Source organism: Spirosoma endophyticum, assembly GCF_900112365.1.
Taxonomy (GTDB): Bacteria; Bacteroidota; Bacteroidia; order Cytophagales; family Spirosomataceae; genus Spirosoma; species Spirosoma endophyticum.
On record NZ_FOLQ01000012.1, the window covers coordinates 1 to 16643 of the forward strand.

The 16643-nt window shown below is 45.1% G+C and carries 15 protein-coding genes; 8 read left to right on the forward strand and 7 right to left on the reverse strand.

All coding sequences use genetic code 11. The annotated features are described in order from the left end of the window. The coding region (locus BM202_RS24035) for a transposase (RefSeq protein WP_177236667.1) at nt 1-281 on the forward strand (281 nt) is incomplete at its 5' end. Nucleotides 282-627: 346 nt separating this feature from the next. Then, complete coding sequence (locus tag BM202_RS24040; RefSeq protein ID WP_093830950.1) at nt 628-1752, forward strand: Fic family protein; 1125 nt, start codon at nt 628-630, stop codon at nt 1750-1752. A 162-nt stretch (nt 1753-1914) separates the two neighbouring features. On the opposite strand, the gene BM202_RS24045 is transcribed toward BM202_RS24040, so the two are convergent. The 4 genes from BM202_RS24045 to BM202_RS24060 all read right to left on the reverse strand — a co-directional run bounded on the left by BM202_RS24045 (nt 1915) and on the right by BM202_RS24060 (nt 7133). Then, nucleotides 1915-3444, reverse strand: a complete 1530-nt coding sequence (locus tag BM202_RS24045) for a DUF4932 domain-containing protein (RefSeq protein WP_245776761.1) — start codon at nt 3442-3444, stop codon at nt 1915-1917. Between the two features lie 356 nt (nt 3445-3800). Continuing rightward, a complete protein-coding gene (locus tag BM202_RS24050; protein ID WP_093830954.1) occupies nt 3801-4913 on the reverse strand; it encodes a DUF5700 domain-containing putative Zn-dependent protease in 1113 nt (370 codons plus the stop codon). A gap of 127 nt (nt 4914-5040) precedes the next feature. Then, nucleotides 5041-5880, reverse strand: coding sequence for an AraC family transcriptional regulator (locus BM202_RS38300; RefSeq protein WP_245776762.1), 840 nt, complete (start codon nt 5878-5880; stop codon nt 5041-5043). Nucleotides 5881-6200: 320 nt separating this feature from the next. Continuing rightward, nucleotides 6201-7133, reverse strand: coding sequence for a CPBP family intramembrane glutamic endopeptidase (locus tag BM202_RS24060; RefSeq protein ID WP_093830956.1), 933 nt, complete (start codon nt 7131-7133; stop codon nt 6201-6203). Here BM202_RS24060 and BM202_RS24065 point away from each other — a divergent pair. Both BM202_RS24065 and BM202_RS24070 read left to right on the forward strand, forming a co-directional pair. Continuing rightward, nucleotides 7132-7707, forward strand: a complete 576-nt coding sequence (locus BM202_RS24065) for a Crp/Fnr family transcriptional regulator (protein WP_093830958.1) — start codon at nt 7132-7134, stop codon at nt 7705-7707. The genes BM202_RS24060 and BM202_RS24065 overlap by 2 nt on opposite strands. Nucleotides 7708-7768: 61 nt before the next feature. Continuing rightward, a complete protein-coding gene (locus BM202_RS24070; RefSeq protein WP_093830960.1) occupies nt 7769-8212 on the forward strand; it encodes a carboxymuconolactone decarboxylase family protein in 444 nt (147 codons plus the stop codon). Nucleotides 8213-8467: 255 nt separating this feature from the next. On the opposite strand, the gene BM202_RS24075 is transcribed toward BM202_RS24070, so the two are convergent. Next, the gene (locus BM202_RS24075; RefSeq protein ID WP_093830962.1) at nt 8468-8998 is read right to left on the reverse strand and encodes a hypothetical protein; all 531 of its coding nucleotides are present in this window, start codon (nt 8996-8998) and stop codon (nt 8468-8470) included. A gap of 530 nt (nt 8999-9528) precedes the next feature. Next, entirely contained in the window at nt 9529-10641 is a 1113-nt protein-coding gene (locus BM202_RS24080; protein WP_093830963.1) for an FAD-dependent monooxygenase, read from the reverse strand. A 105-nt stretch (nt 10642-10746) separates the two neighbouring features. Between BM202_RS24080 and BM202_RS24085 the strand changes: the two genes are divergently transcribed. The 4 genes from BM202_RS24085 to BM202_RS24100 all read left to right on the forward strand — a co-directional run bounded on the left by BM202_RS24085 (nt 10747) and on the right by BM202_RS24100 (nt 13807). Beyond that, nucleotides 10747-11709: a helix-turn-helix transcriptional regulator gene (locus BM202_RS24085; RefSeq protein ID WP_218160594.1), complete on the forward strand. Its 963-nt coding sequence runs from the start codon at nt 10747-10749 to the stop codon at nt 11707-11709. A 344-nt stretch (nt 11710-12053) separates the two neighbouring features. Next, complete coding sequence (locus BM202_RS24090) at nt 12054-12461, forward strand: hypothetical protein (RefSeq protein WP_093830965.1); 408 nt, start codon at nt 12054-12056, stop codon at nt 12459-12461. An 83-nt stretch (nt 12462-12544) separates the two neighbouring features. After that, nucleotides 12545-12910 carry a hypothetical protein gene (locus BM202_RS24095; protein WP_093830967.1) on the forward strand — a complete coding sequence of 122 codons (366 nt, stop codon included), beginning with the start codon at nt 12545-12547 and terminating at the stop codon, nt 12908-12910. Between the two features lie 69 nt (nt 12911-12979). Then, nucleotides 12980-13807, forward strand: coding sequence for an IS3 family transposase (locus tag BM202_RS24100; RefSeq protein WP_093830969.1), 828 nt, complete (start codon nt 12980-12982; stop codon nt 13805-13807). A 152-nt stretch (nt 13808-13959) separates the two neighbouring features. Here BM202_RS24100 and BM202_RS24105 read toward each other — a convergent pair whose 3' ends face one another. Then, complete coding sequence (locus BM202_RS24105; RefSeq protein WP_093830971.1) at nt 13960-16485, reverse strand: TonB-dependent receptor; 2526 nt, start codon at nt 16483-16485, stop codon at nt 13960-13962. Nucleotides 16486-16643 lie beyond the last annotated feature (158 nt).

A 16643-nucleotide genomic window follows, 5' to 3' on the forward strand; every position in this document is an offset into this window, starting at 1 on the left:
CGACGGTGGTTGTGTTGGACAATGCCCGGATTCACACAGCGGGCTACATCCAAATGATGCGGCCGATTTGGGAAGCCAGAGGGCTATATTTGTTTTTCCTGCCTGTCTACTGTCCCCATCTCAACCTTGCCGAAACCTTATGGCGACATCTGAAAGGGGGGTGGTTGAGGCCCGAGGATTATTTGACTAATGATGATTTAGCCTATGCCCTGAATCGCTGTTTGACGAATGTGGGTGGAAAGTTAAGCATCAACTTCAGTGCTTTTAATGCAAACCAATAAGCGAGGATTACTTATTCTAAATGCTTTGTCTCAAAAAAACGCTCCTACTTGAGACAATACGTATCCGAAGACTGGAATGATCATACCCTAACGCCCATTGGCTACAAGATTACCTTTACTACGTATTTCTAGGCGCATAAAGAGCCCAAGTCGAATGAGCACCTGTCCAAGCAGATTGAATAGTTTGAGTGAACCATATACAACCACTATACTAGAAACAATCGAGTGCAACGAATAGGATATATATAGAAACACAGCATTTTCTATATATATTGCACACCATGTGCATAGAAAACCCCGCTTTTTATGCACGTGTGCTCAGTGCTTTATCGTTGCTGTCGCTTTTATGACATTCGTTCTAACGCCTTTACCACCCCAGGTTGATCTGGAAACCCGCCCAGTGCTACGCAAAGTGGCTGCCGCACATCGATATCTGGCAGAGCTCAAAGGCGTGGCGGCTACGATTCCCAATGAATCGATCCTGATCAACACGCTGGCTCTTCAGGAGGCAAAAGACTCGTCGGCCGTTGAAAATATTATTACAACCCATGACGATCTGTTTAGAGCTGAACTCTTCACCGATACCTTTACCAGTCCGGCAACCAAAGAAGTACAACGCTACGCTAGTGCCCTAAAAAAAGGATTTGCCTTGGTGCGGCAACAAAAGCTTCTCACTCTACGACACATTATCGCCATTCAGCAGGAATTGGAGCAGAATAATGCCGGTTTTCGACGGTTACCTGGCACAACGCTCCGGAACGGACAAACCGGAGAGGTCGTCTACACGCCCCCGCAGGAAGCTGACCAGATTGCAAGCCTGATGGCTAACCTCGAAGAGTTTATCAACGACGACACCCTATTCGATGCCGACCCGCTGGTAAAGATGGCGGTTGTGCATTACCAGTTTGAAAGCATCCACCCCTTTTACGATGGAAACGGGCGTACGGGCCGAATCATCAATATGCTGTATCTGGTGCAGCAAGACCTGCTCCATCTGCCTATTCTCTACATGAGTCGGTACATTATTCAGCATAAGAGCGGCTACTACGAACGTCTACAGGCCGTGCGCGACCAACAGGATTGGCAGGGCTGGCTGCTGTATATGCTGGATGGGGTGGAACAAACGGCCCGACAAACCATTGTACTGGTACAGGCTATTCGAGAGCTGATGCTGCACTACAAGCACACGCTGCGGCAGCGGTTGCCCAAGCTCTACAGTCAGGACTTGCTTAACAACTTGTTTCAGCATCCTTACACCAAGATTGATTTTCTGATGGCGGACTTGCACGTGACGCGCCTGACGGCCACGCGCTATCTGGACTTACTGAGCGAGCAGGGCTTTGTGCATAAACAGAAGATTGGGCGTAGTAATTACTACATCAATCAAGCGTTGATGAAACTGTTTGTGGATGTAGGCAATAGCCTACCGGTTGGGCCTATTCCCTTAATTCAGACAACGTCTCATAGCTAGCAAGGGTATATTGATACGTAGCTTGGCAGGAGGAAACTAAAGGCTGCCCAATCCGTATGCTTCATAAATGGGGCGTTTAATGATACTGATTACGGCTATCCTCTGGTTGCTTACATGAGATAAGGGCCAGTACAACGGTTATAAGTTTTATACAACTTTTCTTCACTTATTATTAACAAACCACGCCACAATTTGAGGGTACAAATCTGCCACTACCTGGCCTTTACTCCGATTCTTATACAACTGAATAAGGAATTGATTAAACTCCGCAAACTTCTTAAACCCTCTCACTTCCACTTGGCGCTTTTCCATTTTGGCGATCAGCTTAGCCTGCTCAAGGGGCGGGGCATAATCGATATAACGTAGGCTTACCAGAGCCCAATTCATGTATTCATCAAAACAAGTCCGGGCATTATGGTAACCACGTTCAGCGGGGGAACCAGTTCTTGTCCAGCTACTTAAATCGACAAAAGCATCGTTGATCCCTTTTTGATAGCCCGGTTTTTGTCCTTCCGGACCAATGAAGTTGTGGTTCAATTCGGTAAATGCAATATTGCCGTCCTTAACATGAAGGGCCTGGCTGGAAAATTCCTTTTTTTCTTGCTCATCTCGATAGGGGAAATTTATATGGGCCTGTACTTCTTTAAAGCCATTGTACTCAAACCAATTGGCTGACTGATTATTCCCCACCAGCGGGGAAAACACAATTTTATACGAATTATATGTAATTCCCGGAAAGTTCTTTTCCAGCCATGTTTGCATTTGGGCTATCCCCATTGAATCGCGGTAGGCACGAATAAGTTGATTATAAAGCGGTTGGTGTTGCTTGAAGAATGTCGCAAACTTAGATTTATCAGCGAATTGCTGTAAGTCGTTCAGATAGGGTCTAAGCGTATTGGTGCTCGTGAACCGGTCGTAGACCGCGCTGGGTTCGATTCTTCCCTTAGCCGTAAAGTCAAACGAATAGGCATTCGTCTTAATGGAAAAATACTCCATATAACTCTTGGACAACACTGAATCAATTTTCTTCACAACTGACTCTTGCTCGTAAGGGCTAAACCGGTTGAGTATGTCTTGATAGTAGGCGGTATTTTTAACCACTAATCCATCCATTTTTTTACCGGTATTGGTCAACGCGATAATGATATTGACCAATTCATACACCGCCGGTACTTCAATAAATGTTTTTCCTTGGTGCGCTTTTATATAGGCTTTGGTAAACGTAACCGCTGATTGGACCGCCTTCACTTGGGTAAAGGCACTATCTTTTTCATTGATAAGAATGACGAACGGGTAGGTTTTGTCTCGCTCCACTCGGAGTTGAAGTGAATCAAGATCGGTAATGAAAGTGACCAGCTTATCCTTCTCGTTGATGGCCATTGGGGCTTCATAAATATCGGGGTTTACTTTGGGGTCTATAGTCCAGACGCCTTTCCTGAAATAATCCCCATCGCGTATGGAAATAGTATACGTATGGGATTTGAGGATTGGTAGTTTCTGGCCAACACTAGGGGAGGCAATAACTAAAGGCAGCAGCAGCGAACAAAAGGCAATAGCCTGGGTAATTCTTGGGCTTAACCTAGAGTAAAAAAAGGTCGTAATTTGGGTGGCCACGTTACGGCAATTTTTGCCGAAGCTATTGACTTGCCAGACAATCGGATCAATGCCTTTATAGCTGGTTTTGAGCATCATAGTTGACACTGATTTAACGATTTAACTCTTGTTAAGCGCCTGCCTGCTGAGTGTCAAGTATCATACCAAATGCATAAAACCGGACAACTCTCCTCTGACAAGTATTTAGTGGCTGATGAGTGTACGATTTCAAACTGGCCGGACACTCATGTTCACTTCTGTAAAGTGAGTAGAAGGGGCATGGGCTTGCTCATTCAGGCCTCCACTAGATTGGCAAAGGGCATTTCTACATTGTAACGGATCGTCGGCTTATGATCTCAAGACGCATCTTGTTGAGACAAAAGAGCATCAATCTAGCTGCTTCTTGAGCGGGGTGTTTGGTGTGACGTGATGGCATGAATCTGCTTAGGGACCCATCAAATTTTATTACTCCAAGGGTGCATCTTGGCAATGATCGCTTCGGTAGCCGGACTAAATCTAATGTTGATTTTGTCGGGATACTCTTGATAGAGCTGAATATAAACTCGGCAAAATTCAATTGGGTTTTGGTTGATCAAGGCCGCCAAAACGGCCTTCCCTTTATGCGCTTCAATCTCTTTAGCCATGCGATAACCCGTGTAGTAAGCCGTTTGGTCAAAAGCTACCGTGAACCCGATATTATATAATTGATTGGGATTCGCCGTAGAATCATGATAAGCTGAAAAAAGTAAGCTTTCAAATAAAACAAAATTTTGACGCGAGCGCTGGCGATTACGTTGATATTCACTCTGCTGTTGAGTGGCTAATAATTTGGGCTTTTTGATCGCGGTAAAATCGCCTACCAGCGTAGCTGTCCCTTCAGACCATAAGTTTGAGAGCAACATGTACGCATTCGCTACCGGCTTCGGTGGATCACCCACTAGCGTCTCTTTTTTTCGAGCTCGTTGGCCGACCTGTTGAATCGTGTGGTATAGTTCATGAGCCACTAAATAAACCAACCCTTCATAATCATCACCGATCTTCTGAAGGGCGACATTAAAGGTCGCATCATGACCAATGGTAAAACCCAGTGCTCCGCCACCCACTAAAAAGCAAGCACGAGCAGTTACCTGACTGTTAGGCGGGCAGTAGGGTAAGATGCACCTCTTCACATCATCCGGAAAGGAGCCTTTAGCTTCAATCTCACTGATCAAGTGCTGAACGGCTACTACGTTGGTTTTAGCCGCTTTCCAATCAAAGGGATCGTTTCCTTTGACAGTCCCCGTTTCGATCAACTCGCGTAGGGTTTGCTTAAACATCGCTTCTGTCCCGGTCTTATCATAACTGGTCACTTTGTCAATCAGTTGCTGATTGCCATACAGCTTAGCGACCTGATTTAATTCCGTATCTGTCGTCGTTGTTTTAGTTAATAAACGAGTAATGGCTTTAGCGCTCTCAAAATCGAGCTGTATTGTAATTTTTGCCCCAGGTGTGGTGCCGGGTAAGGATTGGCTGAACGAATAGTAGTTGATGACTAAAAGCCAACCTAAAAATAGTAAGGTTATTTTCATTGAGAATGATAGCAAATGGACGAGGTTACTAGTTGACATTGGGTTAATGAACACTACAACATCTGAGCGCAAAAATAGGGACTATCAGGCTGGGCTTACTGTACAAATCGGACACCCATTCGTCATTTTATGGGCGATGACTGCCTTTATCCAAGCTGGTAATGAGCACTTGCCCATCAACGCTCACTATCTGCGGCCTCAATGAGGTAGGTCGGTGGTCGGTAAATTGATGAAAGGCGCGGACCAAGTGAGGCGTATCAAAGTAGTTATTGTGAAAAGCAATTTCGTCCAGGCTGAGCTGTGGATGTCGGGTCATATACCAGAGACATCGGCGAAACTGAAGCAGTTGTAGGTACTCTTTAGGACCTAGATCATAGTAGGCGAGGAAGGTGCGATAGAGCTTTTTTTCAGAACAGTTGAAATACTGACTGATTTGGGCCACCCGCGTAAATCCGTAGTGGTCAATACAGTTGATAACCTGCTCAACAAAATGAGGTGGTTTGGCCTTGATGACTTGTAGCAAAAATTGCTCAATGAGCTGGCAGCGAGTTGACAGGTCCGCTTGCTGGAAAACCGTTTCAAAGAATGGAATGGCTCCGGAACCAAACGCTTCAGAAAGCACATCGCCATCCAGCACAAATTGTTTGGCTGGAAGAGCAAAAAAACGATAGTAGCCTGCCACGGTAAAATCAATACAAATCTCATCCAGACAGCCCATTACATAATGCGTGTTAGGCTTAGTGTACAAGCCCGAAATATAAGAACTGATTAGTGGACGTTGATGCAGAACTTTTTGGCCGTTGGCTTGCTGAATTAACTGGCCCTGGATGATGCCTAAACAGATATTATGATTGGGATATGACGTAAATGAGGTTTGAGTAGTGGCATCAAAGCCTTGATTGAAAAGGATATACTGAATATACTTCTTTAGGGTCTGATTTTGAGGGTTGATTGCCTTGAAGAGCATAATGAACAATGGATTTTAAGGGGTGCAGACTTATCTACAACCGGAACTGCTTAGAAGTCTCAAGTCAGGTCAATCAGTACTTACCACAAATTACTACTTTTACTTTTGGCTATCAAAGTTCTCCCAATAGACCATAGTGCTAGCTAGCGTTCAACGATGTTGTTGACCTTGATGGATAATCTCTAGATTGTAATTCTATTTTATAAAATCTCAAAAAACGCTCCCCAAACTGAGACGAAAAATCATTCATGCTCAGCCTAGTAAAGTGGACGTTTGAAAAGACGGACGAGGCAAGGCTAACGAGCCCAGTCTTGCAAGAATTATAGTAATGGGGTAGGTTCAGTGCTTGTTAACCGTTTCCAGCCTACTTGAATTAGAACTAAAAGTGCGACTACTACGCTCAAAGAAACAGTACCCCCTGCTTTCGGTAGATAGTGAGCGACAGTAGGTAATAAAATGGAGCGCGTCTTGATCACTAAATCACCCCAAATAAAGGAAAATACTGACAGCCCGCCAACAGACAAAGGAATCCCAATCAACGCCGGTATCGACTGGCCGGTCATCGCTTGCACAGGATCTTTGGTAAAGGAATAGTGCCACAAAAACCATAAACTGCCAATCAGCAGATACCGCCCCCAAGCATTCAAACCAGCCGTCGCATTCTGTAGGTAATGACGCCAGCCGAATTCTTCGCCGAATGAGTACACAAACTGGCTGACTACTGAGGAAAGAATTGTCGTTTTACTTATTGTATTGATAGTCAAAAAAGGAAGCAGTAAGGCTAAACCGACGATTCCCCAAGTCAAATACGGTTTGGCCCCCTTCAGCGAGATGGCATATTGATTAGGTACCTTAAAGAATTGGTAACAAGCTAGTCCACTAAACAGCGGTCCCCACCCGCACAAGATATCTGTACAGTCCAATGTGCCTATAGTCCATTTCGGGAGCTGACTAAAGGCGAAGGTTAAGCTGAAGGCACCCACAAAGTACACGAGAATAGGTACTAACTTACCTTTGTTCATTAAAACAGAGTTGTTAACTAAGTAGTAAATAGGTTCACCAATATAAGCAACCTCAAATAAATCAGCACAAAATAATCTATTCTTAAGAAAACGCTCCCAAATGAGACGATAGAACTTTCTTCTGCTTCTTAATTCGGGCGTTATAAAAGATACATAACCCCTTAGTATGTAGCCTGACTTTCGTACTTTGGCTAACATAATGTCTACCCATACAACGATCAATTTATTCATGTCTGCAATTTTAAAAGCACATATCGAAAAGTTGCTCCAACATTCATTTACTGATCATGAAGCTATTGAACAATTCTTTGTGCCAATAACCTTAGCTAAAAAACAGAACTTGCTTACCGAGGGTGCCATTTGCCGGGCTAACTATTTTGTCCTACAAGGTTGCCTGAGAATGTTTTTTATTAATGAAAAAGGGGTGGAGCAAACCGTGCAATTCGCTCTTGAACACTGGTGGCTAGCCGATTATACTTCCTTCGCTACGCAAAGCCCATCCAGTTTCTATATCCAGGCGGTAGAACCTACTCAAGCACTCAGCCTGACTTATAGCGCACAGGAGGAGCTGCTTCAAACACATCCACAGTTAGAGCGCTATTTCCGACTAGTGCACCAGCGTGCCCATGCAGCCGCTCAATTCCGCATCATGGTCCTCTATGGCTATTCTAGAGAAGCACTTTACCATCATTTCGTCCGGCGTTACCCCGAGTTTGTGCAGCGTATCCCACAGTATCTGCTGGCTTCCTTCTTGGGCTTTACCCCCGAATATCTAAGTGAACTTCGGGGACGAAGTGGTTCTTAAACTGGTTTAAGCAAATTCGCACCCCGCAGTTGCGAGCTTTGTCAAACCAAATAAAAAAGCTATGCAACAACGCGTAAATATTGAAAAAACACTCCCCGGTGTGTGGAAAGCGATGTACCACCTGTCCGGGGTTCTCACTAGTTCAAAGCTTACTGCCATTCAGAAGCATCTTATCACCATGCGAGCTTCGCAACTCAATGGCTGTGCCTTCTGTATCAACATGCATACTCAAGAAGCCCTTCAAGCTGGCGAACATCAGCAACGCATTTTTCTGCTGAGCGTTTGGCAGGAGAGCCGTCTTTTTACGCCTGAAGAGCAGGCCATCCTGAGCTTAACAGAAGAGGTCACCCTTATCCATCAGCATGGGGTAAGCGATGAAACCTACAATCAGGCACGGGCGTTTTTTGACGATCAGACCCTTGGCGAGATTATCAGTTTGGTAGTGGTGATTAACGCTTGGAATCGGATAGCCGTAAGCACGCAATTGGCTGTCCAAGCCGTATAGGCGTCTTCAACTCCGCATCTTATTTGAAGAGTTCAAGAAGCGGTGCTCTTTAAATAAGATGCGGAGTTAACCGTTAGTAAGAATAATGATCTCAATAAATGCTTCTAAAAGAGACGAGGAAACATTCATTTATAGCTACCCAAATCGACCGTTTTTTAGAAGAATAATCAGCAAGTATAGTGATGTAGGTTACTAGCAAATGTTGCAGTGCGTTCGCAAAGAGCCACTGATCATTACTAGCCGAGCAAGGGTATCTTACTTCAAGAGTACATCTTTGAGTTTAATCCGAAATAGGCCACTGGCGAACCGAGCCGTTTCCGACATACCGTTCTCTAGCCGGTTATAGACAGTCATATCCTCCTTGAGGGAAATAGCAAAACGCCCTTCTACTACACCGGTTGTCTGATCGATCCTCGTCACCCTGACCCAGCTTGGCTTTACCCCCTTGTTGATATAGCGCTTCAGTAACCCGCCGGAATTGCCTACGTAAGAAAGGTTAGCTTGTTCGTTGCTGATCAGGCTGCGCTTATTTAGCCTGGCAAGGCTCGTGCGGCCTTTTTTTAGAGGAATATTATAAATCATCAAGATCTGGGTCCGGGTACATTCACCGTTTACACAACCTGTATTTGTATTCGGATTTGGCCCACCGCCCATACCCGGATAATCCATATCGGTGAACACTAGCAGATTCAACTGCCGAACATCCTTGAGTTGTTGGTTGGGTTCCTTGATACGCAAGAGTTCACCGGTACCATACCAGGTGGAATCGTTGATTCTACTGGTCACATTGAATGGACTGTTTGGGGGCAGGCTAGGTTGCCTAGCACACCCGGCACTGACCAACAGAATACATAGACTACAAAGGAGTGGGTTCATACTGGTTTTCTTTTGAGCAAGAAGTAGCAGGGCGCTCAAAACTACTTATATAGTTGCTGCGTACTGAGTCGGTAATTACTTGAGCCACAGGTGAACCTGACGAAGTCACCAACTCGGCAGTTAGCCAGCTGAGTACATGTCGCTCAAAAGGCTCCCCAAAGTGAAACAAAGGGGCGTTCGTTTATCTGATGTATGTTAAAGGGGGTAGTGGCTGAACTGTGTTGATCAAAAGAAGACAGACTAGTATGTAACATTTACTAATCTGTTGCTGTGTAGCAGGATAAATGTCCAATGTGTTATGTGCCAACTGCCTATCAATACGGTTCAGCCACTACTCTATTTTTCGTCCATTTGTAACGGGAACCTCAATGTGACCTAGTTGTCGGTATATATTATGAAGAAAAGCGGCCCCATTCAAATCGACGAAGCCGCTTTGTATCCTATTCCACACTCTTGCTCCAAGCGGCAAAAGACGCTTCCAGTTCTTCCTCTGTTTCGGGTAACTGGATTTTAAGCGAGTCATCGACACGCGCCTGAACGCTTTCAACAACCGGTTTGAAAACGTTATTATAGTTCGCAAAAGCAGTTGGATGATTGTCATGCGCATTGAGCTGTTTAGCCAAAATGGTTGCACCCTGCATTGCCAGTGTGGTTCCCATGCCCGTGAAGAAACTTGGTGCATATGCCGCATCGCCAAGCAAAGCGACGCGTCCTTTTGTCCAGCTCGGCATGTGGATTTGACAGGCTTCATCGAAATAAAGGTCGTCAGCCACCAGCATGGCTTCCAGAATCTGCGGGATCTTCCAATTATTGTTACTACCAAAGTACTCTTTTAAAATTTGCTTTGGCCGTTCGCGGTCCCGGTAATTCCAGTCCAGCTTAGGGGCTCTGAACACCAGTATTGTATTCACCCCATTTAGAAATTCATAAATCACCGCCTGTTTCCCCAGCTCCCGATACACAATACCCGTCGCTCCGGGTCGGCCTGTTTGTATCTCTTCTGTGGCGGCAAATCCAAAATATACGCCGAGAAACTTCTTGAACGCTTCCTCTGGGCCAAAAGCAAGTTTTCTAACCATTGAATGCGTACCATCTGCTCCGAAAACCAAATCATAAGTCTCGCGCTGCCCAGTTTCAAAGGTCACATAAACATGATCTTCGTGCTGAGTCAAGGTGGATATGCTGGTGCCAAACATGATTTTCACTTCATCTTTCGGAATCGCTTCATAAATGATATTCACCAGCACACCGCGGTGTATCTCAATATCGCCGAGATATTCCGGTAAATGATTAATCGCAAATTTGGCCAGTGTTTGATCCCGGGCATCCACGATCTCGTCCGTATGGAGGTACTCACTGATTTTGATTTGATCGTAAATTCCCATTTCGCGAGCGATTTCTAATGCGTCTCCACGTACATCAATCGGTGAGCCACCTGTTCTCAGGTCGTTGCCTAATTCTGCTACGGTTACTTGGTAACCAAACTTATTTAGCCAATAGGCCAGCGTTAATCCGGCAAAGCTGGCTCCAGAAATCAGCACTCGTTTTTTCATGGGTATCTGTATGTTTTTTTATCAAATACTATACTTTACACGGCAAAACTAATTGTAGCTTTGCAAGCAAAATGTTCGATAAATGAATTTTTTTAGTCGAAAAAAATGAATAATAATCCCGACGAACTGAACGGCAGTGATATCCGGCAGTTTCTGAATAAGCTGGGTTTGATCTTGGAGAATGTATTGCAGCATTTTCAGGTGATCTATTTCAATGGATTCACCTTTTTGCCCGATATGGCCATTCACTTCGGAACATTGTTGGTGAAAGACGACTTCACCCGGGTCACCGGCCAGTCGGATCTGACGGACGGTATTGGTTTCATGTTTCACAACATAATTGCAGACAATGGAGAAGGCGGAACGGATATGTCCGAGTCAACTGCACCGATCGAGGCGCCTTATGTTCGGATCTTTCCCTATGCGATCCGCCAAACACTACATTTTAAGAAAAACACCCGCGTGTCGCACGTTTCCATCAGTGTCAGTGCGGCGTATTTGAGGGGCTTTTTAAAGGAAGAGGCTGAACACTTCGGGTACCTTTTCGACAGCGCCAACAACTTTTGGATTGAAGAATTGATGACCGACGACATTTTGCGAACCGTCAACGACCTCGTCAAGCGGGAGGGACCGGGCAATATGACAAGTTTTTATTACAAGATGAAAGCCACAGAATTGCTTTATCATCTGTTCACTAGTTTAAAAAATCGGGCAAGATCTGGTGGATTAAGACTGAATGCAAAGGACATTTCCGCAGTCTACCAGGTCAGGGACAAGATGGTTTCCTCACTAAGCCGGCCCAGCTACAACGCAGAATTGAAACAGATTGCCGGTATGAATGAGCTGAAACTCCGTAAAATATTCACGCAGGTCTTCGGAGTGGGCATTTATGAATACTATCAACATTTAAGAATGAAAGAAGCCGCGCGGCTTTTGCGCGAAGAGCGGATATCTGTATCAGAAGTCGGCTATCGAATGGGTTTCGAGAATCTAGGACATTTTACAAAAATATTTGAAAGGCACATAGGTAAAAAGCCGAAGCAATACAGTAATGACCTTCGGTCATGATGACATATCTAATTTTAAAGCTATCAAACGTTCAAATGCATCGGTATTAGCTGAACTGTGTTGATCAAAAGGATACTACCGGCACACAACCACGACTAATTTATTGCTATACAATCATCGTATGCTACGGCTAGTGTTGGACAGATTGTAAAAAGTTAGTGTCTCGTAGAAACGCTCCAAAATGAGACAAGGAAACGTTTATGAATAGGCTCCCGCTACAGTAGACGAAGTGTTCATGTATCTGCTCATTAATTCGGGCGATTTATGAAACGGCTTATTCATAAGTAGTTAGCTATGCATCTCTTACTTTAGCTAACATAAATGCACTTATATAACAACCAATAATGGTCAGTCTTAAGCACTTTCTTATTGACTTTCAGCAGGGAGCTTATTTGGATGCTATTATAGAAATGCCACCTAAACTAGCGGAGGATACTGGTTTCTGGCGATTCTTGGCTGCACTGTACTTGTACTACATGGCTATACTCGTTTTGTCGGGAGGGGTACTGGCAAAACTGGTAGGCCCTTTACATCTCGATTTTGTCCAAGCCTCTTTACTCACAGGGGCTATACCTTATTTTTTCTACCGACAAGTTCTAAGGCCTTCAGTCATTAACCAATTTGATTTCGTCTTAACGGATGCCCAAAAAGCAAAGTGCGTAAAGCTCTATCGCTACGTTTTTGCTGGTGCATTTGGCGTTTTTGCCATTGCTCTCATTATTGTTTTCTGTATAACTAAGAAATCCTTCTAAGGCTAAATAAGACACGCATAATCTTTAAAAAATCGACTAACATAAGTGTCGTATGCTACTGGAAACTTTAGTCAAAATCCAGTATGAATACGTATCTTAATGATTTATTAGGCTATAAGAAAAAGAAAACTCGACACCTATTCCGTTGGAAAGTTGTCGAAGCTTATCGGGCCGAACGAGTCCAAGCCTCCGAGCTGGAAGAAACCCTAGGCATCTCCAGGACGGAGCTGCGCCGTCTTAACCGCAATTACTTTCGCTACCGCTTACTTCCCCTGTTATATCCTAAACATCGTCGTAAAGCCATGAAACGAGATGCTGATTATGTCAAAATGTTAGAGAAGAAACTGGCCGAAATGGAAAAGGAGAACCAGTTTTTACGTCTGCAAACGGAAGCTTATCAGACAGTTATCCAGATCGCGGAAGAACACGGGGCCGCCCGCGCGGTTTAATATCCCTATCATAAAAAAGCCTGGCGCCAAGCGGCCGAAAAATTAACTCGTCGCTACCCTTTAGTGGGCATGGAGTTAATCTGTAAGCTGTTTGGCAGAGTGCGTCAAGCTTGGTACGCGGCTACTAGGCGAAAAGAAAGAACGAGTTTTCAAACTGATGCTATCCTACAGGAAGTCAGGCGAATACGGCGTGAAGTACCGGGTATGGGTACCCATAAACTACATAGCGAGTTAAACGTATTTTTGTCTCGTCACCGTATCAAACTGGGTCGAGATCGCTTGCATTTGTTGCTCAAGGAGCATGGCATGTTGGCGAAAAAGAAGGCTAGTAAAGTAGCCACAACGGAGTCCAATCATCCACACTATAAATATCCTAACAAGGCTAAGGATTTAAAGCCGGTTAGGATTAATGAGCTGTGGGTCAGTGATTTGACTTATATTCCTGTTGGAGCCAATTTTGCTTATCTGTATGTGATTATGGACGCTTTCTCCCGCAAAATAGTGGGCTGGTCACTTCAGAAGACCATGCATGCGCAGGGTGCGCTCAATGCATTGAAAATGGCCTTATCAGCTCGAAAAGACATCAGTCAGCCTTTGATTCACCATTCAGATCGTGGCGTGCAGTACTGTTCGTGGGCATACGTACAACGCTTACGGCAAGCAAATGCCACGATTAGCATGACCGAATCAGGCGATCCAAATGAGAATGCGATGGCTGAACGGGTGCTTCGTTCGTTGAAAGATGATTGTAAATTAGCTCGTGGTTTCACTTCTTTTTCAACAGCAGAAGAAGCGGTTGAGAGAGCAATAAATGCCTACAATACAGTCCGTCCGCATGCTTCATTGAACTATTTAACCGCACCGGCGGCCCGGCCCTCATCAGATGCATCAACGTAAGCGAAAGCCCAAGCTTCGCTGGTATCCATACAAGAAAGTGAGGTACGGAAATGTACAATATGAGGGCTTGTTTCGCTGATTTTAATAACTGTCCAACTCAATCAGTAGCATACGTTTCCGGATAGTACGCAACTTCTTTACAGGTTAAGCAATCAATTTTCCTCACTGAGGGATTTGTTTTTCTTCACCTTAGCTCCGTTCAGGCTACCAAATTTATAACTGAAGGTGGCCCGAACACTGGAATTGTAAATGTACTGGCGATAGTCCTGGTTGAACTGGGCAGCGTTTAGAACAGAAGTGAAGCCCATCCCTTGAGTCAGAAAATTCTCCGCCACTAGGCCGATGCTGCCTCGTTTATTGGTAAAACTTTTCCGGGCTCCCAGCGAATACTGGGCGAAGCCAATTCGATAGCCCTGCAAGGCAATGTCTTTACCCCGGTAACCAATATTGGCCTGTAAAACCCACCCTTTATCAAATTGCACCTGGGTATCCATTCTTCCACCCCAACGAAATCCCTGATTGCTGATGGTGGTCGACAGACCATTAATGTCCAAAGCCATACCCTGAATAAAGCGATACATAATATCCAGGTTGGCATTGACGCTCCAATGCGGAGTCAGATTAATCGTGGCAAACAAATTTGTGCCATAATTGTATTCTTTGCCCAGGTTAGTCACCCGCGTTACGACGGCACCCACTAGAGTGTCCGAACGCTGACTAATCGATTGAATATCATCGATATTCAGTCGCGTATACAGCGAAAAGTTTAGGTATGTTTTCTTAAGCTGGGTGCTGTAACCGATTTCAATCCGATCGACTGTTTCAGGTTTCAGATAGGGGTTTCCCACGCGGATATTAAGGGGATTGGCCGTATTAAAGTTGGGATTCAGATCGTCAATAAACGGTCGGCGGATACGACGCGTATAGCCAACTTTAAGGCTGCTGCTCTCCCCCACTTTTTTACCCACGTTGATGCTGGGTAATAAGCGCCCGTAGTCTGGAATCGAAATGGGAGTTGGCCTACCCATAGATGATCCTCCGATCTGGGACCCACCGGTTTGGGCTTGAATACTGGTGTATTCATAGCGTAACCCCGGCTTCAGGACCACCCCACCGGGCAGGGTAAACGTGGTGGACAAGTACGCAGCGGCGATGTTTTGATCATAATTAAGCAAGCCCGACGGTCGGTTGGGGTCAACGACAAAGTCGGTTACCGGCCCCGCCAACAGGTAGTTGTAATCACTGGTTACCCGGCGAAGCGTGTTTTTGGCACCGAATTCCAACTGGAGTGCTTTACTAACTGGGGTTTGGTAATCAGCCTGAAGAATAAATTCCTGGTTGGTCGCATCATTTAGGTTTTGCTGCCGGGTCTGGATAAGCCCTAGGGTATCCAGATTATTTGCCTCGAAGTTGTTGGTCAAATTATTTCGGCTATACTGGGTTGAAAAGCTTAACTCTTTCGAAGATCCCTCGTAGGTATGCAGGTAGTCAATGTTGACGTCAATTGAATTGGATAGATTCTGCGTATTGACATCCCGTTTAGAAGGAGCAGCGATGCGTTCACTGGAGAGTATATTGGTTCGTTGATGTTGATCCTGGCTTAAATTACGAATGCCCAACCGGACCCCGGCCGTTAGCGATTGATTTTTCGCCAAATCATAATCCAAACCTAAGGCATACTGCGCAAAGGTGCCTTTGTCGAAGGCGTCGATTCGCTGACGGGTCTGAACCGGTGTGGCTCCGGATGCCAAGAAGGTTGTTTGATTAAGATCAGATGCGGACGGATTATAAATGATTCGACCATTGCCGTTAAGATTAAGGCCCAGTTTTCCTTTTCGGAAACTGCCATTTACTCCCAGCGTTGAATTGCGGTTACCTGTTCCACCGTCCACATCGAGGTGCAGCCCCTGAAGCGTGTTCTTTTTGGTGATGATATTGATAATTCCTCCGCTTCCTTCCGCATCGTACTTGGCGGAGGGAGACGTAATAACTTCCACCGTTTTGATTAAATCCGCCGGAATCTGCCGTAGGGCATCGGCTAGATTACCGGCTAGAATGGAGGAGGGTTTATTGTTAATCAGCACCCGCACACTAGTACTACCTTGCAAGGAGACGTTACCCGTCGGATCGACCGAGAGCATCGGCACTTTTCTTAAAATGTCAATAGCATCCCCCCCTTTAGCCGCTACATCATTATCGGCATTGTAGATTAGCCGGTCAACCTTGTCTTCCACCAGGGCTTTCTTACCGGCTACGGTAACCTCACCCAGTGTGCGCGTGCTGGTACTAAGCCTGACAACACCGAGGTCTTTACTCTGCCCTTTGGCCAGCACCAGGTTGTCAATGGGTTTGGCGTTATAGCCTAAAAAGGAAATTAGAATTCTATAAGTACCCGGCGCTAATTTGATGAGCGTAAACTTACCCATATCGTCCGTTACAGTGCCATCAATGAGTTTGTTAGTGAGCGAATTATAAACAGCGATAGTGGCGTATTCAACCGCTCTAGTCAACGTGGAGTCTACGACATAACCTGAAATTTTTGCATTACCTTTTTGGCCAATCTCCCCAATTGAGGTGGATGATGGGTCACTAGATTGAGCAGGTGCTCCGACAGGTGACTGAGCCAACACCATTCCTGAGGTTGACAAAAGAAGAATTACCGTAATTTTAAGCCACATACCGTAAAAATGAAAAACTGAAGTTGCCAGATCGCCTAAACATGGTGCTGGACGTTGATGAATAAAAAACAAATAGACTGAATACCCTTGCCGGCCTGGTGGATGCCCTTATTAGCTGGTTAAATACAAAGGCTTGGCCTGCTTATTTTGCCTAGTTT

Coding starts and splice junctions, on each gene's coding strand:
- BM202_RS24090 (WP_093830965.1), top strand. CDS start 12,054: ATGGTCAGTCTTAAGCACTTTCTTATTGACTTTCAGCAGGGAGCTTAT.
- BM202_RS24105 (WP_093830971.1), bottom strand. CDS start 16,485: ATGTGGCTTAAAATTACGGTAATTCTTCTTTTGTCAACCTCAGGAATG.
- BM202_RS24095 (WP_093830967.1), top strand. CDS start 12,545: ATGAATACGTATCTTAATGATTTATTAGGCTATAAGAAAAAGAAAACT.
- BM202_RS38300 (WP_245776762.1), bottom strand. CDS start 5,880: ATGCTCTTCAAGGCAATCAACCCTCAAAATCAGACCCTAAAGAAGTAT.
- BM202_RS24080 (WP_093830963.1), bottom strand. CDS start 10,641: ATGAAAAAACGAGTGCTGATTTCTGGAGCCAGCTTTGCCGGATTAACG.
- BM202_RS24085 (WP_218160594.1), top strand. CDS start 10,747: ATGAATAATAATCCCGACGAACTGAACGGCAGTGATATCCGGCAGTTT.
- BM202_RS24065 (WP_093830958.1), top strand. CDS start 7,132: ATGTCTGCAATTTTAAAAGCACATATCGAAAAGTTGCTCCAACATTCA.
- BM202_RS24100 (WP_093830969.1), top strand. CDS start 12,980: ATGGAGTTAATCTGTAAGCTGTTTGGCAGAGTGCGTCAAGCTTGGTAC.
- BM202_RS24040 (WP_093830950.1), top strand. CDS start 628: ATGACATTCGTTCTAACGCCTTTACCACCCCAGGTTGATCTGGAAACC.
- BM202_RS24045 (WP_245776761.1), bottom strand. CDS start 3,444: ATGATGCTCAAAACCAGCTATAAAGGCATTGATCCGATTGTCTGGCAA.
- BM202_RS24070 (WP_093830960.1), top strand. CDS start 7,769: ATGCAACAACGCGTAAATATTGAAAAAACACTCCCCGGTGTGTGGAAA.
- BM202_RS24060 (WP_093830956.1), bottom strand. CDS start 7,133: ATGAATAAATTGATCGTTGTATGGGTAGACATTATGTTAGCCAAAGTA.
- BM202_RS24050 (WP_093830954.1), bottom strand. CDS start 4,913: ATGAAAATAACCTTACTATTTTTAGGTTGGCTTTTAGTCATCAACTAC.